20 protein-coding genes are annotated in these 23,213 nt (G+C 62.0%); 10 read left to right on the top strand and 10 right to left on the bottom strand.

Annotation, left to right across the window (positions count from 1 at the left end; translation table 11 throughout):
• Positions 1–8: 8 nt before the first annotated feature.
• Positions 9–3,611, bottom strand: a complete 3,603-nt coding sequence (locus J5J10_RS21530) for a hydantoinase B/oxoprolinase family protein (RefSeq protein ID WP_211931681.1) — start codon at positions 3,609–3,611, stop codon at positions 9–11.
• Between the two features lie 194 nt (positions 3,612–3,805).
• On the opposite strand from J5J10_RS21530, the gene J5J10_RS21525 reads away from it, so the two are divergent.
• The 7 genes from J5J10_RS21525 (at position 3,806) to J5J10_RS21495 (ending at position 10,331) form a co-directional block, all read left to right on the top strand.
• Positions 3,806–4,393, top strand: a complete 588-nt coding sequence (locus tag J5J10_RS21525; RefSeq protein WP_211931680.1) for a TRAP transporter small permease — start codon at positions 3,806–3,808, stop codon at positions 4,391–4,393.
• A gap of 1 nt (position 4,394) precedes the next feature.
• Positions 4,395–5,711: a TRAP transporter large permease subunit gene (locus J5J10_RS21520; protein WP_211931679.1), complete on the top strand. Its 1,317-nt coding sequence runs from the start codon at positions 4,395–4,397 to the stop codon at positions 5,709–5,711.
• Positions 5,712–5,730: 19 nt separating this feature from the next.
• A complete protein-coding gene (locus J5J10_RS21515) occupies positions 5,731–6,720 on the top strand; it encodes a TRAP transporter substrate-binding protein (protein WP_211931678.1) in 990 nt (329 codons plus the stop codon).
• A 64-nt stretch (positions 6,721–6,784) separates the two neighbouring features.
• A complete protein-coding gene (locus J5J10_RS21510; RefSeq protein WP_208553766.1) occupies positions 6,785–7,306 on the top strand; it encodes a winged helix DNA-binding protein in 522 nt (173 codons plus the stop codon).
• 11 nt (positions 7,307–7,317) lie between these two features.
• Positions 7,318–8,283 carry a hypothetical protein gene (locus J5J10_RS21505; protein WP_249116981.1) on the top strand — a complete coding sequence of 322 codons (966 nt, stop codon included), beginning with the start codon at positions 7,318–7,320 and terminating at the stop codon, positions 8,281–8,283.
• A gap of 249 nt (positions 8,284–8,532) precedes the next feature.
• Positions 8,533–9,576, top strand: coding sequence for a murein L,D-transpeptidase family protein (locus J5J10_RS21500; protein WP_249117009.1), 1,044 nt, complete (start codon positions 8,533–8,535; stop codon positions 9,574–9,576).
• 17 nt (positions 9,577–9,593) lie between these two features.
• Entirely contained in the window at positions 9,594–10,331 is a 738-nt protein-coding gene (locus tag J5J10_RS21495; RefSeq protein WP_211931677.1) for a L,D-transpeptidase, read from the top strand.
• 1 nt (position 10,332) lies between these two features.
• Here J5J10_RS21495 and J5J10_RS21490 read toward each other — a convergent pair whose 3' ends face one another.
• From J5J10_RS21490 to J5J10_RS21470, 5 genes are all read right to left on the bottom strand, one after another.
• A complete protein-coding gene (locus tag J5J10_RS21490; protein WP_211931815.1) occupies positions 10,333–11,253 on the bottom strand; it encodes an SMP-30/gluconolactonase/LRE family protein in 921 nt (306 codons plus the stop codon).
• A gap of 41 nt (positions 11,254–11,294) precedes the next feature.
• Positions 11,295–12,242 carry an ABC transporter permease gene (locus J5J10_RS21485; protein ID WP_211931676.1) on the bottom strand — a complete coding sequence of 316 codons (948 nt, stop codon included), beginning with the start codon at positions 12,240–12,242 and terminating at the stop codon, positions 11,295–11,297.
• Positions 12,239–13,183 carry an ABC transporter permease gene (locus J5J10_RS21480; RefSeq protein WP_211931675.1) on the bottom strand — a complete coding sequence of 315 codons (945 nt, stop codon included), beginning with the start codon at positions 13,181–13,183 and terminating at the stop codon, positions 12,239–12,241. Before J5J10_RS21480 ends, J5J10_RS21485 begins: the two co-directional genes overlap by 4 nt.
• On the bottom strand, positions 13,180–14,631 hold the full coding sequence (locus J5J10_RS21475; RefSeq protein WP_211931814.1) for a sugar ABC transporter ATP-binding protein: 1,452 nt from the start codon (positions 14,629–14,631) through the stop codon (positions 13,180–13,182). Before J5J10_RS21475 ends, J5J10_RS21480 begins: the two co-directional genes overlap by 4 nt.
• A gap of 107 nt (positions 14,632–14,738) precedes the next feature.
• Complete coding sequence (locus tag J5J10_RS21470; protein WP_211931674.1) at positions 14,739–15,755, bottom strand: ABC transporter substrate-binding protein; 1,017 nt, start codon at positions 15,753–15,755, stop codon at positions 14,739–14,741.
• 257 nt (positions 15,756–16,012) lie between these two features.
• On the opposite strand from J5J10_RS21470, the gene J5J10_RS21465 reads away from it, so the two are divergent.
• The 3 genes from J5J10_RS21465 to J5J10_RS21455 all read left to right on the top strand — a co-directional run bounded on the left by J5J10_RS21465 (position 16,013) and on the right by J5J10_RS21455 (position 18,801).
• A complete protein-coding gene (locus J5J10_RS21465) occupies positions 16,013–17,236 on the top strand; it encodes a sensor histidine kinase (RefSeq protein ID WP_211931673.1) in 1,224 nt (407 codons plus the stop codon).
• A complete protein-coding gene (locus J5J10_RS21460; protein ID WP_211931672.1) occupies positions 17,233–17,952 on the top strand; it encodes a response regulator transcription factor in 720 nt (239 codons plus the stop codon). The genes J5J10_RS21465 and J5J10_RS21460 overlap by 4 nt, the downstream gene beginning before the upstream one ends.
• An 81-nt stretch (positions 17,953–18,033) precedes the next feature.
• Positions 18,034–18,801 (top strand): SDR family oxidoreductase, encoded by a 768-nt coding sequence (locus J5J10_RS21455; protein ID WP_211931671.1) that lies wholly within the window; start codon positions 18,034–18,036, stop codon positions 18,799–18,801.
• Positions 18,802–18,869: 68 nt separating this feature from the next.
• Here the strand turns inward: J5J10_RS21455 and msrA are convergent, their stop codons facing one another.
• The 4 genes from msrA to denD form a co-directional block, all read right to left on the bottom strand.
• Positions 18,870–19,379 carry a peptide-methionine (S)-S-oxide reductase MsrA gene (gene msrA / locus J5J10_RS21450; RefSeq protein ID WP_208553776.1) on the bottom strand — a complete coding sequence of 170 codons (510 nt, stop codon included), beginning with the start codon at positions 19,377–19,379 and terminating at the stop codon, positions 18,870–18,872.
• Between the two features lie 114 nt (positions 19,380–19,493).
• Positions 19,494–21,278, bottom strand: a complete 1,785-nt coding sequence (locus J5J10_RS21445) for an IlvD/Edd family dehydratase (protein WP_211931670.1) — start codon at positions 21,276–21,278, stop codon at positions 19,494–19,496.
• Positions 21,275–22,183, bottom strand: coding sequence for an NAD(P)-dependent oxidoreductase (locus J5J10_RS21440; RefSeq protein ID WP_211931669.1), 909 nt, complete (start codon positions 22,181–22,183; stop codon positions 21,275–21,277). The genes J5J10_RS21445 and J5J10_RS21440 overlap by 4 nt, the downstream gene beginning before the upstream one ends.
• Positions 22,183–23,166 (bottom strand): D-erythronate dehydrogenase, encoded by a 984-nt coding sequence (gene denD, locus J5J10_RS21435; RefSeq protein WP_211931668.1) that lies wholly within the window; start codon positions 23,164–23,166, stop codon positions 22,183–22,185. Before denD ends, J5J10_RS21440 begins: the two co-directional genes overlap by 1 nt.
• Between the last annotated feature and the right edge of the window lie 47 nt (positions 23,167–23,213).

The raw sequence follows: 23,213 nt of genomic DNA, 5'->3' as shown, positions 1-23,213 counted from the left end.
GACAGCCATCAGGTCTTGCCGAACCCGCCGCCTGTCGGTGTGATAACGGTTACGGCTTCGCCGGACTTCAGGATCGTCTGGGCACAGCCGGGCAGTTCCTCGATCGTACCGTCGAGGCGTCGGATTTCGGTCCTGCCTAATTCCCCCGGTTCGCCGCCGAGGAGGCCATGCGGCTGGATGGTGCGATGCGAGGAGAGGATGGCGCAGTCCATTTCCTCGCGGAAGCGGATCGTGCGCTTCGTGCCGCCGCCGGACGAGAACCGTCCCTTGCCACCCGAGCCGCGCCGGACGTGGAAGTCTTCCAGCACGACGGGGAAGCGGAATTCCAGGATTTCCGGGTCGGTGAGGCGGGAGTTCGTCATGTGCACATGCACACCGTCGGTGCCATCGAAGCCGCGGCCGTCGTTGAGAACGCCAGCCGGAGAACCGGAGCAGATCGTCTCGTAATACTGGTAGGTCTGGTTGCCGAAGGTGAGGTTGTTCATCGTGCCCTGAGATGCGGCCATCGCCCCCAGTGCTCCGAAGAGAGCGTTGGTGACATGCTGGCTGGTCTCGACATTTCCGGCGACCACCGCCGCCGGATAGACCGGCTTCAGCATGGACCCGTCCGGCACCACGATGCGGATCGGCTTCAGGCAGCCGGCGTTCATCGGGATATCCTGCTCCACCATGACCCGGAAGACATAGAGAACGGCTGCACGGGTCACCGGTTCCGGCGCATTGAAGTTGTTCGGTTGTTGCGGACTGGTGCCGGTGAAATCCACCGTGGCTTCACGATTGTCACGATCGACCGTTATCTTGACCTTGATAACGGAACCCTGATCCGTCGGATAGGTGAATTCGCTGTCCGACAGTTTCTCGATGACCCGGCGAACGCTTTCCTCGGCGTTGTCCTGGACGTGCCGCATGTAGGCCTGGACCACGTCGAGGCCGAAATGGGAGACCATCTTTCTGAGCTCCTGAACGCCCTTCGTATTCGCGGCGATCTGGGCCTTGAGGTCGGCGATGTTCTGGGCCGGATTGCGCGCCGGCCAGGCATGGTCGAGCAGCATGGCCTCGAGTTCCTTTTCGCGGAACCTGCCCTTTTCGACGACGAGGAAGTTGTCAAAGAGAACGCCTTCTTCGTCCACCACCGTTGCGAGAGGCGTCATCGACCCGGGAGCCTTGCCGCCGACATCGGCGTGATGGCCGCGCGAGGCGACGTAGAAGAGGATGTTCTCCTCCTTGTCGTCGAACACGGGCGTGACAGCGGTGATGTCGGGCAGGTGCGTGCCGCCATTGTAGGGAGCGTTCAGGGCAAAGACATCGCCCGGCCGGATATTGCCTTCGTTGAGACGGATGACGGTTTCCACCGACCGGTCCATAGAGCCGAGATGCACCGGCATGTGCGGGGCGTTGGCGACGAGGGCGCCGCTGGCGTCGAACACCGCGCAGGAGAAGTCGAGGCGTTCCTTGATGTTGACCGAATGTGCGGTGTTCTGCAGCGTCACGCCCATCTGTTCGGCGATCGACATGAAGAGGTTGTTGAAAACCTCTAGCATGACAGGATCGGCCGTGGTGCCGATCGCCGCGCGACGGGCGAGGACCTCCACGCGCGTCAGCACGATGTGATCGCGGCTGTTGATCTTCGCCTGCCAGCCGGGTTCGACCACGATCGTCTGGTGCGGCTCGATGATGAGGGCTGGCCCCTTGACCACCGCGCCGGGCGTTAAGGTCTTGCGCGGATAGATGCCGGCCTCGTGCCAGCCACCACCGGAAAAGAAGCGCGTCTTACTGTTCGCGTCAGCACCCCATTCCGCGGTCTCGTCGACGGGCTCGGATAGTCCCGCGCCACCACCGATCGCCTCGACCTCGAGCGAATCCACCATGATCGGGCGATCCTCAAAGATGAAGCCGAACTGCTTGCGGTGGGCGTCCTCGAAGGCCGCTATCATCTCCGGTTCCGGACCGAAGGGGATGGGCAGCGCGGTGTCGGTACCCTTGTAGTTCAGGTGCAGGCGGGTGACGGTTTCGGCATCCTCCACGCCCTGGCTGATCAGTTCGTCGAGGACCTGCCGTTCGAGCTCTCCGCGAGTCTCGGCGATTGCCGAATCCGCATCCGCAAGTTCCGTAAGGATAGCGTGCTGGCGAACCGCCCTGATGTCGGCAAGGCCCATGCCGTAGGCCGAGAGGATGCCGGAGAAGGGATGGATGAGCACGGTCTTCATGCCGAGGCTGTCGGCAACAAGGCAGGCATGCTGACCGCCGGCGCCGCCGAAGCACGTGAGGCAATAATCTGAGATGTCGTAGCCGCGCTGGACCGAAATCTTCTTGATGGCGTTCGCCATATTCTCGACGGCTATGGCGAGGAAACCGTCGGCGACTTCTTCAGGCGACCGCCCGTCACCGACCTCGGCCGCCATGTTGGCGAATGCCTCGCGCACAGCATCCGCGTCCAGTGGCTGATCCTGCTGCGGGCCGAAGATGGAGGGGAAGAACTCCGGCTTCAGTTTGCCGACCATGACGTTGGCGTCGGTCACGGCGAGTGGGCCGCCGCGGCGATAGGCCGTCGGCCCAGGATTGGCGCCGGCCGAATCCGGGCCAGCACGGAACCGCGAACCGTCATAGGTCAGGATCGAGCCGCCGCCGGCGGCGACAGTGTGGATCTTCATCATCGGCGCGCGCATCCGGACGCCCGCGACTTCGGTCTCGAAGGCCCGCTCCAGTTCGCCATCGTAGTGAGACACGTCGGTGGACGTACCGCCCATGTCGAAGCCGATCATCTTGTCGAAGCCGGCCAGTTTTGTGGTCTCGACAGCGCCGACGACGCCGCCGGCGGGACCGGACAAGATGGCGTCCTTGCCCTGGAACAGGCTGGCGGCAGTCAGTCCGCCCGAGGATTGCATGAACATCAGGCGGGGGCCGTCGTCAGCACTCAGTTGCAGCTCGGAGGCCACCTGTTCGACATAGCGGCGCAGGACCGGAGAGAGATAAGCATCGACGACAGCGGTGTCGCCGCGGCCGACCAGCTTGATGAGCGGCGACACTTCGTGGGACACTGAGATCTGCGTGAAACCGATATTGCGGGCAATGTCGGCGGCCTGCTTCTCGTGTTCGGGAAAGCGGTAGGAATGCATGAAAACGATGGCGACGGCGCGGATGCCTTTGTCGAATTCCGCCTGCAGGTCCGCCTCGAGCGCCGTCCTGTCCAGCTCCCGTTCGACCGTACCGTCCGCCAGAACTCGTTCCGCCGCTTGGATGACGGATGAGTAGAGAAGTTCCGGCTTGACGATATTCTTGGCAAAAATGTCAGGACGCGCCTGGTAACCGATCTCCAGCGCATCCCGGAAGCCGCTGGTGGTAACAAGGACGAGGCGTTCGCCCTTGCGCTCCAGAAGCGCGTTGGTTGCAACGGTCGTGCCCATCTTGATGGCGCCGATCCTGTCGACCGGTACGCTGTCACCCTTTTCGAGGCCCAGAAGGTCGCGAATTCCCTGGACTGCGGGATCGCGATACGCTTCCGGGTTTTCTGACAGCAGCTTATGGGCGACGAGTGTTCCGTCCGGCCTGCGCGCGACGATATCGGTAAAGGTGCCGCCGCGATCGATCCAGAAATCCCAGAGCCGAGACATATTCGTTCCCCTTGTCTTTATGCTGATTTCGGAAAACGAAAACATTTTATCGATAAATCGTCAATATGCTGTTGACAGAAAATTGCCTGCTAATGCATCATGCCCTCATAACAGGCAAAAACACCGCAGAGTGTTGCCGAAACAAGGGGAACCAGTCGCAATGACCCACGCAATTGCTGCGCGGAGGGCTTTCGATGTCCGCCGCTGATCTGCCCAAACCACCTGGCAAACCCACCGTTGTCCGTCGGCTTTTGGACGGGCTTTACATCGGTGCCGGCCTGCTCGCCGGGGCCTTTCTCGTAGCGATCTTCGCGCTGATGCTGGGCCTCTCCGCGGGCCGGCCTCTCGGGATCGACATCCCATCGGGCGATGATTTTACCGCCTGGTGCATGGCAGCCTGCGCGTTTCTAGGGCTAGCCCATACGTTCCGGTCGGGCGAACTGATCCGGATGGGGCTGCTGGTCGACAGGTTCGAGGGCAGGCTGCGGCAGGTGATTGAAATCAGCTGCACGACTCTGGGGCTTGCGGCAGTCTCCTATTTCGCGTGGTACGCGATCGACATGGTCAGGATGTCCTGGCGTTTCAATGATATCTCGCAAGGGGTCGTGGCGGTCCCGCTCTGGATTCCGCAACTCGGCGTCGCCTGCGGTCTGGCGATCCTGGTGATCGCATTCGTCGACGAACTCTTCAGCCTCCTGCGTGGAAATCCGCCGCGTTACGAAAAGCCGAAGCCGAAGAGCAATGACGAAGTCATCGAGCGCGTCCTGCAGGGAGGAGCATGACATGGAGGCCATGCACCTCGTCGAAACCTCCGGCATCATTCTGGCCTCGCTTTTCCTGCTGCTGCTCGGCGGTCTTTGGATCGGCCTCGCGCTGCTCGTCTGCGGTTTCATCGCCATGCAGTTCGCGCCGGCAGGTATCCAGATCGGTCCGGCGCTCGCCACCAGCGCCTGGGCCGGAAGCGCATCCTGGAGCCTTGCAGCGCTTCCCCTGTTCATCTGGATGGGTGAGATTCTCTACAGGACGCGATTGTCGGATGAGATGTTTCGTGGTCTTTCACCCTGGCTCAACTGGCTGCCGGGGCGCCTGATCCATGTGAACGTGTTCGGTTGCGGGCTGTTCGGCGCGGTTTCGGGTTCGTCTGCCGCGACGACGGCGATGGTCGCGAAGATAACGCTGCCGGAACTGAAGAAGCGCGGCTACAACGAAATGCTCAGTCTGGGATCGCTGGCGGGCGCCGGGACGCTCGGGTTTCTCATTCCGCCCTCCATCATCATGATCGTCTATGCGGTCGCGGCGAATGTCTCGATCCTGCAGATGTTCCTGGCGGGCCTGCTGCCTGCCTTGCTGGTGATGGTGCTTTACACGGGCATGATCGTCGTTTGGTCTCTGATGAGCCCGGGAACATCGCCGCCGCCGGCTCCGAAAATGAGCTTCCGGCAGAAGGTGAGGGAGTCGATCAACCTCATCCCCATTCTGTTGCTGATCGTCCTCGTCTTCTCTTCCCTGATGCTGGGATGGGCGACCGCCACGGAATCCGCCGCATGGGGCGTGCTCGGCTCACTTGTGATCGCCGGCTACCAGCGCAGCCTGACGTGGCAGACCTTCCGCGAGAGCGTCATGGGCGCCACCCGCATGACCAGCATGATCATGCTCATTCTCGTCGGTGCGGGTTACATGTCGATCGCCATGGGTTACACCGGGATACCGAATGCGCTTGCTACATGGGTCGACGGCTTCAATCTCAGCCCGTATGCGCTGATCGCCGTTTTGACGATCCTTTACGTGCTGCTCGGTTGCGCCATCGACGGACTCTCGATGATCGTCCTGACGACTGTTGTCGTCCTACCCATGATCCAGCAGGCCGGTTTTGACCTGATATGGTTCGGCGTATTTCTCGTCCTGATGGTCGAGATGGCGCAGATCACCCCGCCCGTCGGCTTCAATCTCTTTGTGCTGCAGACCATGAGCGGGCGTGACAGCCTGACCGTTGCCAAGGCCGCCCTGCCGTTCTTCGGCCTGCTGCTGCTGACCGTCGCAATACTCACGATCTTCCCGGGCATCGTGATGCTTCTGCCGAAAATGGCATTCCCGGGCTAATAAAGAAGGGAACTGAAACATGACCATAAAATCATCTTTCCTCTCACGCCTTGCCGCAACAGGTGCGATCTTCGTTTCGCTTGCCGTCACCGCCCAGGCCCAGACGGAATGGGTGTTGCCGTCGGCCTATCCGCAGACGAACTACCACGTCGAGAATCTCAATCAGTTCGCGGCCGATGTCGACAAGGCGACGAACGGCGAACTGAAGATCACCGTCCATCCGAATGCCTCCCTGTTCAAGGCTCCCGATATCAAGCGCGCTGTCCAGACCGGTCAGGCTCAGGCCGGCGAAGTGCTGCTGTCGCTGCACGAGAACGAGAACCCGGTCTTCGGTATCGACGTCATTCCGTTCCTTGCCACCTCCTTCGAGCAGTCCAAGAAGTTGTGGGATGCGTCCAAGGAAACAGTCGCCGCAGCACTGGACGAGCAGGGCGTCAAACTTCTCTACGCAACGCCGTGGCCGCCTCAGGGCATCTACGCGAAGAAGGAGATCAATAGCGCCGCCGACCTGAAAGGGCTGAAGTGGCGCGCCTACAACGTCGGTACTTCTCGTATCGCGGAAATCGTCGGTGCGCAGCCGGTGACGGTTCAGGCGGCCGAACTGCCGCAAGCTCTTGCGACCGGCGTGGTCGAGGCCCTCATGACATCGTCGGCGACCGGTGTCGACAGCAAGATCTGGGAGTCGCTGACCCACTACTACGACACCCAGGCCTGGCTGCCGAAGAACGTCATCTTCGTGAACAAGGGTGCCTTCGAGGCGCTTGATCCCGCCATGCAGAAGGCTGTCGAGGAGGCTGCTGCCGCGGCCGAAACCCGCGGTTGGGCGTTGGCTGAGGAAAAGACCAAAGGCTACATGGCTGCTCTGACAGAGAACGGCATGACGGTGGCTCCGCCGAGCGACCAGTTGAAGAGCGACATGGATGCGGTCGGCGCGACGCTGACCGAGGCATGGCTCGAAAAGGCAGGCGATGACGGAAAGGCGATCATCGACGCCTACAAGAAGATGTAATAGGCATGCGGAAACGCCGCCGGGCATCGAGTCGCTGGCGGCGTTTCATCATCGAGGAGGGGTCATGACCGAGGTGCAGCAGGATTTCGGGCCGATAGTTTCGTCAGGCCATCTGGCGAGTGGCGCATTGCCCGCGTTGTCCGAGATCGAGTTCGGATTGATCATGCTCAATCATGCCTTCAGCCGCTGGATGGTGCGCTGCATGGCGGCGGCCGGTGTTCCCGATCTTTCGCCGATGGACATCCTGATCCTCCACAACATTCGCAGCCGCAGCAAACCGAGAACAATTGCCGACATCGGCCTCATCCTCAACATCGAGGATACGCATGTCGTGACCTATGCCATCAAGAAACTGGAGCGTCTCAAGCTCATCCGGTCCGGCAAGCGTGGCAAGGAAAAGATCGTGTCGATGACGTCGGCGGGCGAAGAAGCCTGTGATCGCTACTTCCAGATTCGCGAAACCCTTCTCGTCAAGTCCGTGCTCTCGACGGAAATGTCGTCGGAGAGCCTCTCATCGATAGCCGGACGGCTTCGTGCCTTGTCCGGACACTACGATCAGGCCGCCCGCTCGGCGGCATCCATGTGAGGCGTGTTGTGTTGGCGGGCCTGACCTATCCGATCAGGCTTGCAGGACGTCACGGACGCCTGATCCTGATCGCGGGTATCGTCGCCGGCGTTGCGTTGCCGCCGGTCGCACTGCAAATAGCACCTTACATCGGGCCGCTGGTCGCGGCGCTTCTTTTCCTCGCCGTGCTGCGCGTGGGGCCGAAAGCGGCGACCGGTGCGATCGGAAGCGCGCGGCGCTCGCTTCTCGTCGTTTTGCTGCTCCAGTGCCTTCTGCCGGTGGGACTCGCCCTTTTTCTCGCGGGTCTTCAACTGCTGTCATATCCCTTGGCGGTCGCGACCCTGCTCATGCTAGCGGCTGCACCGCTCTCCGGCGGTCCTCATATCGTCGCCATGACCGGACACGATTCTGCGCCGGCGCTTCGCCTGATGGTGCTTGGCGTGGTGCTGCTACCGTTGACGGTCATTCCGGTCTTCTACTTTCTGCCGACCTATGGCAGTTCGTGGCTGGTGCTTGGCGCATCCCTCAAGCTGCTTGCCGTTATTGTGGTTGCCGCACTCGCCGCGACGGCGGTTCGCAAGGCGATCCCCGCCCGTCTCGAACAGGATGCGTCCGAGATTGTTGATGGAATGTCGGCCATCGCGATGGCTGTGGTTGTCGTGGGGCTGATGTCGGAAGTTGGACCGGTGCTGGTCAACGAGCCGCTCCGCTTTGTCAGTATGCTCTGCTACGTGTTTATCCTGAACTTCGGCCTGCAGGTCGCAGCGGCGCTTCTTGCCCGAACGTCCGGTCAGGCTAGCTCTGCCCCATCCATCGGCGTGGTGGCTGGAAACAGAAATATGGCCCTGTTCCTCACCGTTCTGCCCCCTGAGTCGACCGGTGACCTTCTTTTCTTCCTGGGATGCGCCCAGATTCCCATCTATTTGACGGCGGTCGCACTCAACGGATTTTATGGTCGCATCGCCCCCGTGCGAACCGCCGTCGAGCCACGTTCCTGATCCGACAAAGCGGCGAGGACGCCGTGCGATATGACGGAGCATAATCTGGTCATTGTTGTCGCGCATGGAAGCTTCGCTGACATTCAACCGGTGGCATCCGCGCCATGTTTTTGCGTTCCGACAGTCGCCTGACGTAATCGTGAGCGTATCGTGACTGTCAACCTTAACAGAGTTCTCATAAATCGGCGGGACTCTCTGACGAACAAAGCGACTCACTTTCGTCCGGACGCGCAGAACAAAACCATGCACATGTTGACAACATTCCTGTCCTCCCTGCCAGCTCTCACAAAACCTTCCGTCGTTCGGAAGGCCGTCGGCGTGGTTGCTGTTAGCGCGCTGCTGTCGGGCTGCGTCGGCATGGGGCTGGATGATCTGGCGAGCGTGCCGCAACTCTCTCGCAAGGTGACGACGGAGATGTCGAAGAAGGGCATGAAGCCGGAAAGCCCGGTGCTTGTGCGCATCTTCAAACAGGAGAGCGAGCTTGAGGTCTGGAAGGTCGACAAGAGCGGCACTTATGCGCTGTTCAAGACCTATCCGATGTGTCGCTGGTCCGGGAAGCTCGGTCCGAAGAAAAAGAGCGGCGACCGGCAGGCGCCCGAGGGTTTTTATCATGTCAACGCGGGCATGCTGAACCCGAAATCCCAGTACTACGTGTCCTTCAATCTCGGTTATCCGAACCGGCTTGAATCCGCGCTGGGATACACGGGCGAAGCCCTGATGGTGCACGGGGCCTGCTCGTCGTCTGGCTGTTATGCCATGACCGACCAGCAGGTCGGGGAGATCTATGCGATCGTGCAGAAGGCGCTGGCGGGCGGCCAACGGAGTTTCCAGGTCCAGGCCTATCCTTTCCGGATGACAGCCGAAAACATGGCGAAGTATCGCGACGATCCCAACATGCCTTTCTGGAGGACGCTGAAGGAGGGGTATGATTCCTTCGCATTCACAAGGCGGCAGCCGAAGGTATCGGTGTGCGGCGGGCGTTACGTCTTCAATACCGAATTTTCAGGCGGCGAACCCAGGGATCCACTGGCCGCCTGCCCGCCGGCCATGTCGACGCCCGATGCCGCGCTGATGGCGAAGCTTGAGGCCGAACGGCAAAAAATCGAGGTCGCGTCCTCGAACATTTCCCCCGTCTCTACGTTGGCATATGTCGACGGAGGCATGCATCCCAGTTTCCGGGCGATCCTGTTGAAGCAGGGCCCCAAGACGATGGCGGCGAAAATCTCAGCCACCAAATACCCGATAAGCCGGCCGGAAGCGGCGCTTGCCGATCCCTATACCGGCGCACAGTAAGACAGCGAGGACATGCATTGATATCGAATAGACTGAACCGTCGTTCCTTCCTAATCGGAGGCGCCGGAGTGGCGACCACGTTGCTTGCGGGTTGTACGACGACATCGCCCCAGCGGGCCGAGGCTCAACCCGAGCCGGTCGACAACTCCATGTACGCGCTGATGTATGCCGCGATGCCGCAGGAGCAGTTTCCGCTGCCGGCGATCCCGTATGAGAAGATCGATCCACGGTTCTATCGGCAGATGGTGCCGAACGTGACAGGCGAACGTCCCGGCGTCATTGTCGTCGATACCACGAACCATTTCCTGTACCTGACCTATGAGGGCGGCCAAGCCATGCGCTACGGTGTCGGGCTTGGCCGGGCCGGTTTCGAGTGGTCCGGTCGCGGCGTGATCCAGTACAAGCGCGAGTGGCCACGCTGGACGCCGCCCAACGAAATGGTCGCACGACAGCCGGAACTCGAACCCTATTCGATCGCCAATGGCGGAATGGATCCTGGGCTCAACAATCCGCTTGGCGCTCGTGCGCTCTACATCTTCAAGAACGGCGAGGACACGCTTTATCGCATCCATGGTTCGCCGGAATGGTGGACGATCGGCAAATCGGTGTCATCCGGTTGCGTGCGTATGCTCAACCAGGATGTGATCGATCTTTACAACCGCGTGCCCGGTGGAACGCCTATCCTCGTGAAGGGCGTCGGAATGGATGAGGTGCCGGTCGCAGGTTCTGTTCCAGGTTTGCCCGATCAGGTCTAGCTCACGGATATTGCACGCCGTTTGTCGTCGTATATATCGCATAGAGTGAGTTCGTCGCGGTGATGAAGAGGCGGTTCCGGCGGGGGCCGCCAAAGGTGAGATTGGCGACCGTCTGCGGCACGAGAATCTTGCCGAGGAGGATCCCGTCCGGCGCGAAGCAATGGACACCATCGCCGGCGCTGGTCCAGAGATTGCCTGCTGTGTCGATGCGGAAACCATCGGGTAGGCCTTGGTCCACCTCGCAAAACACGCGGCCGTTTGACAGCCTCCGCCCATCGAGAACATCGAAGACGCGGATGTGGCGTGGCAGGGCGTCATTGTGGCTGGCGCCGGAATCAGCAACATAAAGCAGGCTTTCATCGGGCGAGAAGGCGAGGCCATTCGGCTGGTTGAAGTCGTCCGCAACGATTTCCAGTTCGCCGCTCACCAGATCGAGGCGGAAGACGTTTCGCGTCGGCAGGTCGGGTTCGGTACGGTAGCCTTCGTAGTCGGAGAGAATGCCGTAGCTCGGATCGGTGAACCAGATGCTTCCGTCAGATTTCACCACGACGTCATTGGGCGAGTTCAGGCGGCGTCCCCGGTAGCTTTCGGCGAGGATGGTGATCGAACCGTCGATCTCGGTGCGGATGAGGCGCCGACCGCCGTGTTCACATGATATCAGCCGGCCCTGCCGATCGCGCGTGTTGCCGTTGATGAAGTTGGTGTGGTCCCGGTAGACGCTCACGCCGTGGTCGGGAACGTAGCGAAGCATACGCTGGTTGGGGATATCGCTGAAAAGCAGGCAGTTCTGGTCGGCGAACCACACAGGTCCCTCCGCCCAGCGGCAGCCAGAGTAGAGTTCCTCCAGCCTGGCGCTCGAGACGATCAGGTTTTGGAATCGCGGGTCCCGGATTTCGTAGAGGGTGTCGGTTGTGTTGGCCATCGTCTTGCTGCCGGTTTTGATAGTGATGGACATCGGACGGCTCATCGCGTTCGGACGGGACGGCTGGCGACGAGGATGACGGTGATGATGATGACGCCGGTGAGGATCAGGCGGATGCCGGCTCCAAAACCATAGGTGTTGAGCATCGATACCACGAGGAAAAGAAAGAGCGCCGCACCCCAGATGCCGGGCACGTTGGAGTTGCCGCCGGCCACCGCCGAGCCGCCGATGACAACGACCGCGATCGACATCAGCAGGTATTCCGCACCCATGTTGAGCGCCGCGCCACCAGAGAAGCTCGCGAGCAGATAACCGCAAAGCGCGGCCATGATGGCGCAGAGGACGTAGGTGGCGAGACGCGTTCCGTCGACCGGGATTCCCGCCATCCGCGCCGCGAACATGCTCTGGCCGATCGCGGAAATCCAGCGGCCGTAGATGGTCCGCTCCAGAATCCACCATCCGAGGATAGAAAGCACCAGCGCGACGATGGCAAGGTTGGGGATGCCGAGAGTTGTCGCGGTGGTGAAATTGGCCAGCATTTCCGGCGGCTTGATGCGCAGACCGCGATTGTACCAGATCGCGGCCGACTGGATGATGAAGCTGGTGGAAAGGGTGGCGATGATCGGCGGAATGCGCAAAAGCTTGATCAGGGCGTAATTCAACATGCCTATCGCAACGCCAATAGCGATTGCGACGATCAGGCCGAGGAGGATCATCGAATCCTGGCCGTCCATGATCTTCAGGGCGACGGTGCCGGACAGCGTAATGGTTGCCGGGACCGACAGATCGATGTTGCCGGGGCCGAGTGTGATCACCAGCATCTGGCCGATGCCGACGACGATCGAGAAGGCTGCAAAGGTGAGGGCGGCCTGGGAGAGGCCGACGAAACTCGCCCCGCCCGTGAACAGCAGAGTGATCACCCAGGTCGCGAGCGCGGCGACGAAGGACCAGATCCAGGGTTTGGAAAACAGCGTGGTCATTCGCTTCACTCCTTGCCGGCCCGAGCGTCGTGACGGTTGAAGAGAAGGCGCAGGCCCAGCACGACGATGAGGATCGCACCCTGGGCACCGATCTGCCAGTCGGGCGAGATGCGCAGGAAAGACAGGAACGAAGCCGCAAGCGTCAGCGTGAGCGCGCCGACAACGGCACCGATTGGAGAAACACGGCCGCCGACGAACTCGCCGCCGCCGAGGATGACGCCGGCGATGGAGAGCAGCGTGTAGCGCAGCGCGATGTTGGCGTCGGCGGATGTAGTCAAGCCGACGAGGGCCATGCCGGACAGCACAGCGAATACGCCGGCCAGGGCATAGGCGGATGCCTTGACGCGCAGCACCGACCAGCCGGCGCGAGCGACGGACCGGGCATTGCCGCCCACACCGCGGATGACGACGCCGAAGGTGGTGCGCATGATCAGGAGATGAGCGACAACCGCAATGATGATGCTGGCGACGATGGCCATCGGCATGAAGGGCGGCTTGGCGGTCATGATCGTCCGGAGCCATTCCGGTGCCTGACCACCTGGGGCCGGCAGAATGATCACGGCAAGGCCGCCCCAGACGAAGCTCATGCCGAGCGTCACCACGATGGATGGGAGGTCGCGATAGGCGATCATGAAGCCGATCAGGGCGTAAACTCCAACGGCGCCGAGCAGGATCAATACCGCGAGTACGGGCTGGGTCGGCATGAAGGCGGCCGTGACGCACGCGGCGAAGCTGACGAAGGTGCCCATCGAGAGGTCGAGATCGTTGACCGCGATGATGATCATCTGCGCGATGGTGGCGAGCGCGATCGGCACCGCCAGATTGAAGAGCAGGTTGAGACCGGTATAGCTCATCGCACGCGGCTGCAGATAGAAGACGGCGCCGAGCAAGGCCACAAGAGAGACGGCCGGTATCAGCAGCCGCAGGGTGTTGGCCGAGGGCGCCTTCATGCCGCTTCTCCCGTGAAGGATGCCTCGAGCACGGCTTCCTCGGTGATGGCCTCGCCGACGAGTTCCGTGACGATGGCCCCATCCCGGAAGACATAGACCCGGTCGCAAAGCTGAATTTCGTCCATCTCGGTCGAGTACCAGACGAAGGTTCTGCCGGCGTCTGCCTCGCGGCGCAGGGTCGCGTAAACTTCCTGCTTGGTGCCGATGTCGACGCCGCGCATCGGGTCGTCCATCAACACGGCCTGGGCTGTCGTAGACAGGGCGCGGGCAAAGAGCACCTTCTGCTGATTGCCGCCCGACAGGGACAGGATGGGATTGGCGGTATCCGGCGTCCGGATCGCCATTCTTTGCTTCCAGTCCTCGCCGAGAGAGAGCTCCTTGCCGCGGTCTATGGCGGCGAGGCGAGACAGGGCGTTCAGATTTCCGATCGTCAGGTTGCGCAGGATGCTCCATAGGGGAAAGGTGCCGTTGAGCGAGCGGTCGCCGGCGACGAAGGCCACTGGGCTTTCAGCAGTCGGCAACCAGTTGCCGCAATTCTTGCGAAAGAGTTCGAGAAGCATGGTCGTCTGGCCATGGCCCGCGAGACCGGCAAGGCCGACGATCTCTCCGCGGCGCGCCTCGAAGCCAATGCCGCCAAATGGCGAGGGAATAGAGAGCGTGACGGCCTGCTCGGACCGGCTGGCACGTTCCCGACCGGCTGCGCGTTCCTTGACGACGCTTCCCATGGTTTCGACAAGGCTTCGAACGGAAAATTCGGAAGCGGGTCGGTCGGTGACGATCTTCCCGTCCTTCATGACGACGATCCTGCTGGAGGTAGACAGGATTTCGCCGAGGATATGGGAGATGAAGATGACCGACCCGCCTTCCGATACGAAACGGCGTACATAGGCCAGCAGTTGTTCGGCAAGGCCTGCGTCGAGCGAGGATGTTGGTTCGTCAAGAATGACCAGCCGTGGCCTGTCGGGCGCCGCCATGAAGTTGATCGCGATCTCGACCATCTGGCGCTCGGCGATCGAAAGATCGCCGACAGCGGAATCCGCCTGGATATGATGGCCGGGGAAAATGTCGTCGAGCGTCTTGCCAACGAGGGTAGCGGCCCGCTTCCTCCAGCCGAAGCCGGATAGCTGTGCGTGCATGACCCGCGTGTTTTCCGCCACCGTCAGGTTAGGGCAGAGCGACAGTTCCTGGAAGACGCAGCGAATGCCGTTGGCGCGCGCTCCGGAAACGCCGCTGATGGTGTCCGCCGTGCCGTATCGGATTTCACCTTCATGCGGTGTCAGCAGGCCGTTGATGACATTGACGAGTGTCGATTTGCCGGCGCCGTTGTGGCCGACCAGGCCAAGTGCTTCGCCCGAGGTTATGTCGAGATCGACACCGTCGAGAGCCTTCACAGCTCCGAAGGCGACACGCACGCCTTGCACTGAAACGACGGAATTGGATGAAGGCATGGCTGACAAAGCGGGTATGACCTCTGGTCTTGGGTATTCCGGTATCCGGCACTCCGCCGCGCCACCAGGGAAGGGCGGGCGGAGTGCGGTGTCGGTGACGACGCGGCTTACTTGGCCGCCTCGATCACCTTCTGCGCGTCTTCAAGCGAGTATTCAACGTTGGCGACGCCGCCCTTTTCGGTGGTCTCGAGGTTCTTCTCGAGATTGTCCTGGTCGATGCGCAGGAACGGCACGACGAGATCCTTCTTCACGTCCTTGCCATCGAGGATCTGCTGGGCGACCCAGAAGGCGAGCGTGGAGACGCCGGGAGCAATAGAGACCGACATGGTCTCATAGCCGCTGGCATCCTTCTGCTGCTTCCACCACTGCAGTTCGTCCTCGCGGTTGCCCATGACGATGATCGGCGTCGGACGGTTGGCGGCCTGGAAGGCCTGTGCGGCACCGTAGCCGTCACCGCCCTGGGTCACGACCGCGGCGATTTCCGGCAGGCTCGGCAGAACGCCAGCGACAGCGCGCTGCGCCACGTCCTGGGCCCAGTCGCCATGGACGGAACCGACGATCTTGAACTGCGGGAACTGCTTCACGCCTTCATGGATACCGGCGGAAATCTCGTCGTCGACGAAGACGCCGGCGAGGCCCCGGATTTCCAGCAGGTTGCCGCCATCGGGCAGCTTGCCGGACAGGTATTCCACTTGGCTGCGGCCCATTTCCTTGAAGTCGACGGCGATGCGCCAGGCGCAGGGTTCGGTGACGATGCCGTCGAACGACACGACGGTGATACCGGCATCGCAGGCTTCCTTGACCGCACCGTTAAGGGCCGTCGGGGAGGCTGCGTTGACGACGATCGCGTCATAGCCCTGCAGGATCATGTTCTGGATCTGCGCGGCCTGTTCCGTCGCCTGGTTCTCGGCGGTGGTAAACGGATCGGCAGCGGCGACGACGCCCTGCGAAACGGCGTCCTTCGTCACCTTGTCCCAGCTGGTCAGCATGGCCTGGCGCCAGGAATTGCCGGCGTAGTTGTTCGACAGCGCGATCTTCTTGGAAGACGTGTCTGCCTGGGCCGCGATCGGTGCGGCGATGGATGCCATGGCGACGGACGCCATGAGTATGGTCCTGAAATTCATGTCTCTCTCCCTCAATGCCGTCACGCGGCTGTTTCCGGGCCGCTCCTCAACGGGTCGCCGGAACCTTGGTTCTGAGGTCTTGCCCCAGTGACCGAAAGGATGAAGGAAATGTAAAAGCCTGTATAGACGGAGGCGAGCAAACCATATGCGGGGAACCGCAGATCGTTTGCGGGTTCCCGCAAGACACGAAGGTGTAGTAAGGGGGTATGCTATTCGGGAAGAGAGCCGCACCGGGGAGGGTTCGGCGGGAGGAGACGATGCCCAAAGCGTTGTCGGCGGATCTGTTCGCACAATACCTGCGCATATCGCGACTTTTGGCCGGGCAGCTCGATTTCCAGTCGGCGATAGACGCGGTCGCCAAGGAAATCAAGGATATTGTGCCCAACGACCACATGGACGTGTGCATCATTGCGCCTGGGAGCACGTTTCACACGGCGTATGAAAGCGGGATAGAGACGGACTGGAGCCGGCGCCCGCCCGCGAGCATCGACCATAGCCCTTTGCGCAGTCTGTTGCGAGGCGAGGTGGACCGAATCGTGACAGACGATGCCAGCACCGATCCGCAGTTTCATTTCGAGGGGTCGTTTTCCTTTCCGATCATCGAGCACAAGCTGAAGAGCCGGCTTCATGTGGCGCTCAAGGTGCATGGTGAAACGATCGGCGCCCTGTCTTGCTCGAGCCTGCGGGCGGGCGTGTACGGCCAAGGCGATCTCGACAAAGCTTCGGCGATCGGGGACCTGATCGCGCCCTACTTCTACGCTCTCCTGTCGGCGGAACGCGCCAAGAAATCTGCGATCGTCGAGGCCGAGACGCGGGTTCGCGAAGAGGCCCTGCGCCAGGGGGCTGGGCGCCTGACCGAGGCACTGGAGGCCGAGCGGCAGCGCATCGGGATGGAGCTGCACGACCAGACGCTGGCGGACATGACGCGCTTTGCGCGCCGTCTGGAGCGGCTTAGCCTGATGCCCGATCTTCCCGGCGAGATGCTGGAACCTCTGACGCGCAGTCTGCAGCAATCCATGCGGGACCTTCGGCAGATCATCGAGCAGGCGCGCCCCTCCGTACTGCAACTCTTCGGCCCGGCCGAGGCCATCGAGAACCATCTCGAACGGTCGATCCGCGATAGCGGCATGTCGATCGAATGGGAGCTTCTCGACGAGACCGATGGGGCCTCCGCCGAACTGCCGCAGGCGGCATCAGTGGCGATCTACCGGATCGCTCAGGAGGCGATCAACAACGCCATCCGCCATTCTCAGGGCGACCGGGTCGATGTGCGCCTGTGGAAGGACAAGGGCGTTGTGGTGCTCGATATCCGCGACAACGGGATTGGCATGACGACGCCCCCCGGTCTGCGCGGCAGCGGCATCGACAACATGCGTACCCGCGCCAGGCTGATTTCGGCGCAGTTTGCCTGCCGGAGCGACGGGAGCGGCACAACGGTTTCCGTGCGGCTGCCACGGCTGGAACAGGGAGTGAAGATATGAAAGTTCTGATCGTTGAGGACGACCCGCTGCATCGTTCCTACCTGCATGAAGCGGTGAGAACCGCCTTGCCGGAGTGTGATTTCATCCTTGAGGCGTCCGACGGAACGGCCGGCGAAAAACTCGCGCGTGAACATCGCTTCGAACGCATCGTCATGGACCTGCAGATGAGCCCGCGCAACGGCATCGAGGCGGCGCGGACCATCTGGCGCGAGCGGCCGGATACCAGCATCCTTTTCTGGTCGAACTATGCCGACGAGGCGAATGTGCGGGGACTGTCCCGGATCGTGCCGGACGGGGCGGCCTATGGCTATGTGCTGAAATCGGCGTCCGACGAGCGGCTGCGGCTCGCGCTTCGGTCGATCTTTGTCGAGTCACAGTGTGTCATCGATCGCGAAATTCGCGGCCTGCAGCAGAAAAGCCAAGGGCATGCCCATGGCTTCAGCGATTCCGAGTACGAGATCCTCGTCGACATCGCGCTCGGACTGACCGATCGGGCGATTGCCCGACGTCGTCACCTGTCGCTGCGCAGCGTACAGAACAGGCTACAGAGCATCTACCAGAAACTCGGGGTCCAGAGCGCCGTTGATGAGCCAACCGCGGAAGCCTCCTTCAATCTCCGGACACGCGCTGTCACGATGGCCTTTCTGCGCAAGCTCCTGAATCATTCGGCGCTTGAGCGTGCCGAGGCGGAGTTGGCACAGTGGCTGAAGCGTTAGTACGGGAAAACCTGTATGACAGGTTTCATCGCTGCGCTGCCTGGCTATAGTGGCGTCTAAGAATCCCAATGGAGTTTGCATATGACGGCGTCCCTGTTCAGCCTCGAAGGCAAGACTGCTCTCGTCACCGGGTCGTCCCGTGGCCTCGGTCTTGCCATTGCCGAGTCCTTCGCAGCAGCTGGTGCCGATATCGTCATCAACGGCGTTGACGACGCCCGACTGGATGGCACCGCCGCACAGTTGACGGACAAGGGATACCGGGTACGGGCGGAAGCCTTCGACGTCACAGACGAGACGGCCGTCGTCGGAGCGTTCGAGCGTCTGGACGCGGACGGTGTCGCGGTCGACATCCTCGTCAACAATGCCGGCATCCAGCTCAGAAAGCCGCTTGTCGAGTTCACCGCTGCCGAATGGCACAAGGTACTCGACACCAATCTCACCAGCGCGTTCCTCGTCGCTCGAGAGGCGGCAAAACGGATGATCCCGCGTGGTCAGGGCAAGATCATTAATGTCGGTTCGCTGATGAGCAATTTCGCCCGCCCGACCGTGGCGCCCTATACGGCCGCGAAGGGTGGAATCCGGCTCCTCACCCAGTCCATGGCAGCCGAATGGGCGGAGCACGGTATCCAGTCGAATGCCATTGGTCCTGGTTACATGCTGACCGATATGAACCAGGCGCTGACCAGCAATCCGCAGTTCGACAGTTGGGTGAAGGGGCGGACGCCATCACGGCGCTGGGGCAGGCCGGAGGAACTTTGCGGCGCCGCCATTTTTCTGGCGTCGAGCGCGTCGGATTATGTCAACGGCCAGATCATCTATGTTGATGGCGGCATGAGCGCCGTGCTCTGATATCGGGAACCTGGAAATGACGACGCCGCCGGTCATGGACCGACGGCGCATTCTCTATCCAGGAAAACTTAGGCCGCGCGGCGGGGCAGCTTCCAGTTGGGGCGCGGGAAGTGGCAGGTGTAACCGTTCGGATAACGCTCCAGATAGTCCTGGTGCTCGGGCTCAGCTTCCCAGAAATCGCCGACCGGCTCGACTTCCGTCACGACCTTGCCAGGCCACAGACCTGATGCGTCGACGTCTGCGATCGTCTCCTCGGCGACGCGCTTCTGCTCATCGCTGGTGTAGTAGATCGCCGAGCGATAGCTCATGCCGACATCGTTGCCCTGGCGGTTCTTTGTCGAGGGATCATGAATCTGGAAGAAGAACTCCAGGATATCGCGATAGCTGGTCTTCGTGGGATCAAAAACGATCTCGATGCCTTCGGCGTGAGTGCCATGATTGCGATAGGTGGCATTGGGCACGTCGCCGCCGGTGTAGCCGACGCGTGTGGAGATCACGCCCGGCATGCGGCGGATCAACTGCTGCATGCCCCAGAAACATCCGCCTGCCAGGACGGCACGTTCGGTGGTCGTCGTCATGCAATTCTCCTTTCGGGTTGGGTTCCGCCTATAAGTGGGGCTTCCCCGCGCGCAAATCAAATCCGAAACGAGGATGTGATCGCGCGTGAGGTCATCACGCGCGATCGTCTTTCGTCAGTGGTTGTGACGCGGCGGTGTCTTCGAGAGTTGCCGGAACTTGTCGGCTTCCCGGATCGTCGCGCCGTCCGCGAGTTGCGTTACCGTTTGGCGGTAGATCATCTGCCAGGGCGTGGCATCGGCAGGCACCTTCGGGATGCCTTCCGCCTTCCGACGTGCGATCTCGGCATCGTCGACCAGCATGTTGCAGAGGCCCTCGTTGAAGTCGATGCGGATGATGTCGCCAGTGCGAACCCAGGCGAGACCGCCGCCGGCCGCGCTTTCGGGCGAGGCGTTCAGGATCGACGGGCTGTCGGCAGTCCCGGACTGGCGACCGTCGCCGATCGTCGGGAGGCTCAGGATGCCCTTCTTGAGTAGGTGATCCGGCGGCTGCATGTTGACGACCTCGGCCGAACCCGGCCAGCCCATGGGACCCGCGCCACGGATGACGAGGATTGTGTTCTCGTCGATATCGAGCGAGGGGTCGTTGATGCGGGCGTGATAGTCTTCCGAACCGTCGAAGACGACAGCCTTGCCCTCGAACACGCCTTCGCGGCCGGGCTCCTGCAGATAGCGTTGCCGGAAGCCTTCGGACACGACGCTCATCTTCATAATCGCAAAGTCGAACAGGTTGCCCTTGAGCACCAGGAAGCCGGCGCGTTCGCGCATCGGATCGGTAAAAGGCTTGATGACCTCGCGATCCTCGGATTCACGGCCTTCCAGATTTTCCGCCATGGTCTTGCCGGTGACGGTCGGACAGCTACCGTCGAGCTTTCCGGCCTGCAACAATTCCCACATGATCGCCGGCACGCCGCCGGCGCGGTGGAAGCGTTCGCCGAGATAGGCACCCGCCGGCTGGACGTTGGCAAGAAGCGGAATGTCATAGCCGTGGACCTGCCAATCCTCCGGCAGAAGCTCCACGCCGGCATGCTTTGCCATGGCCATCAGGTGCGGCTGGGCATTGGTCGATCCGCCGATGGCGGAGTTGACCTTGATCGCGTTCAGGAACGCTTCGCGCGTCAGGATATCCGACGGACGGATGTTATCGAGCACGAGTTCAACAGCGCGGCGGCCGGTGCGATAGGCCATCTGGCCACGCTCGCGATAGGCGGCGGGAATGGCGGCGCAGCCGGTAAGCGACATGCCGAGCGCTTCCGCCATGGCATTCATCGTCGAGGCCGTGCCCATGGTGTTGCAGTGGCCGACCGAGGGGGCGGAATCGAGCGCAGCTTCCAGGAATTCCTCACGGGTTATTTCGCCGGCGGCGTATTTGCGGCGCGAACGCCAGATCACGGTGCCGGAGCCAACGAGATCGCCGTCGTGCCAGCCGTCGAGCATCGGGCCGCCGGAGAAGACGATGGCAGGGATGTCGACGGTGGAGGCCGCCATCAAGGCCGATGGCGTGGTCTTGTCGCAGCCGGTCGTGAGGATGACGCCGTCGAGCGGATAGCCGTAGAGGATCTCGACGAGGCCAAGATAGGCAAGGTTGCGGTCGAGCGCGGCAGTCGGGCGCTTGCAGTTCTCGAACAGCGGGTGGGTCGGGAACTCGATTGCGATGCCGCCGGCGTCGCGGATACCGTCGCGCAGTCGCCTGGCAAGTTCTAGGTGGTGGCGGTTACACGGGTTGAGGTCGCTGCCTGACTGGGCGATGCCGATGATCGGCTTGCCCGAGCGCAGTTCCTCCGGCGTGATGCCGTAGTTCATGAAGCGTTCGAGATAGAGCGCGGTCAGGTCCAGGTGATCGGGGTTGTCGAACCAGTCCTGCGAGCGAAGCCTGCGGGTTTGTTTCTTGTCCTCGCTCACCGGTTTTCCTCCGTCTGACGGTTGTTGATTTTTTCCAGATGCAGCAGCAGGCCGCTGTGGTCAACGTCCCCGCCACCGTCGGAGACAAAATCCCGGAACTCGTTGCGGACCATTCCGGTCAGTGGCAGCTCGAGACTGAAGAGTTCTGCCATGGCTGCCACGGCGTCGAGGTCCTTGAGCTGCAGGCGCGATGGACCGCCCGGCTGGAACGTCCGGTCCACCATGCGCTTGCCGTGAAGTTCCAGGATGCGGCTTTCGGCGAACCCGCCGCGGATCGCATCGCGGAATTTCTCGCGGCTGGCACCACCGGCCTCGACGAGGATCATGGCTTCGGCGACAGCGCCGATGGTGATGGCGACGATCTGCTGGTTGGCAAGCTTGCAGATCTGGCCCGCACCGGAAGGGCCTACATGGGTGACGCGGCCGAGGGGTGCGAACACGTCCGCGAGGCTTTCGACGATTTTTCCGTCGCCTCCGGCCATGATCGCGAGCGTGCCGGCAGTGGCGCCGACCGTGCCGCCCGAGACCGGGGCGTCGAGATGGTGGACGCCACGTTTCGCAAGCGTTTCGGAATGCTCGCGGGCAATGGGTGGAGCGATGGACGAGGTATCTATGACGATCGCGCCCGTCTTCAAGGCGTCGGCCGCGCCCTGGCTGAACAGGACGTCCGTCACGGCCTTGCCGTCGCTCAGCATCGTGAAGACGATATCGGCGCCGTCAACGGCTTTTGCCGCCGACTCGGCGACGACGGCGCCATCGGCCTTCAGCACGTCGGCTTTTGTTGTGTCGCGGTTCCAGACCGTGACCTCGAAACCTGCACCCAGCAGCCGAAGCGCCATCGGCGCGCCCATCAGGCCTGTGCCGAGGAAGGCTATGTTTCGGGATTTCGTCGCGGTGTCCGTCATCAGAGCTTTCCTCCCAGCTCGTCCTCGATGTGCGCCCTGATGATCTCGTCGAAGGATTTTTCGGCGGTGAAGCCCAGGGCTGTCGCCCGTTTGGCCTCGAAGCCGGGAGCCCAGCCGGCGCACATGCGCATGATCATTTCGTCAGGCTCACGACGGATCAGCTTGACCGCCTTTTCGCCGGCGACGCGGCGGAGCGCCTCGATCTGCTCACCCACGGTGGCGCTCAAGCCCGGCATTGAGAGGTTGCGGCGCGGACCGACCTTTTCCACGTCGATGGTTGCGCCATGGATGAGAAAGCCGACAGCCGAGCGCGGCGAGGCGTGCCAATGGCGGACGTCGTCGGAGACCGGCAGAACGGCTTCCTGGCCAACGAGCGGTTCGCGCAGGATGTTGGAGAAGAAGCCGGATGCCGCCTTGTTGGGCTTTCCGGGGCGGATGCAGATCGTGGGAAGGCGGATGCCGATGCCGTCGAAGAAACCGCGACGCGAGTAGTCCGACAGCAGGAGCTCGCAGATCGCCTTCTGCGTGCCGTAACTGGTGAGCGGCGTCGTGTGGAACTCGTCCGGGATCGGATAGGGCAGGGGCGCGCCGAAGACGGCGATCGAGGAGGTGAAGACGACGCGCGGCTTGTAGCCATCCTGGCCGTGGGCGATGCGTATAGCGTCGAAGAGATAGCGGGTTCCATCGAGATTGATGCGGTAGCCCTTGTCGAAGTCCAATTCGGCCTCGCCGGAGACGATGGCGGCGAGGTGGAAGATGACATCGGGACGGCTGGAGATCAGGCGCTCCGCCTCACCGGGAGCCGACAGATCGATGGTCTCAAGGATGCTTTCGCCCTTGAATTCGGCCGGAGCGGCGGGTGTGACGACATCCACAAGCGTCATCTTCTCGACGGCCTTGCCGTCGAGCTGTCCGTTCTTGGCCAGACGTTCGGCCAGCTTGCGACCGACCATGCCGGCGGCTCCGATGATCAGGATATGCATGAGATTCCTCCTCTAGACGAAGGCGGCATTCGGGAGTTCAGGGCCGC

This window comes from Ciceribacter sp. L1K23 (genome assembly GCF_018122705.1).
Taxonomy (GTDB): domain Bacteria; phylum Pseudomonadota; class Alphaproteobacteria; order Rhizobiales; family Rhizobiaceae; genus Allorhizobium.
This window is presented reverse-complemented; position numbering and strand designations above follow the sequence as displayed.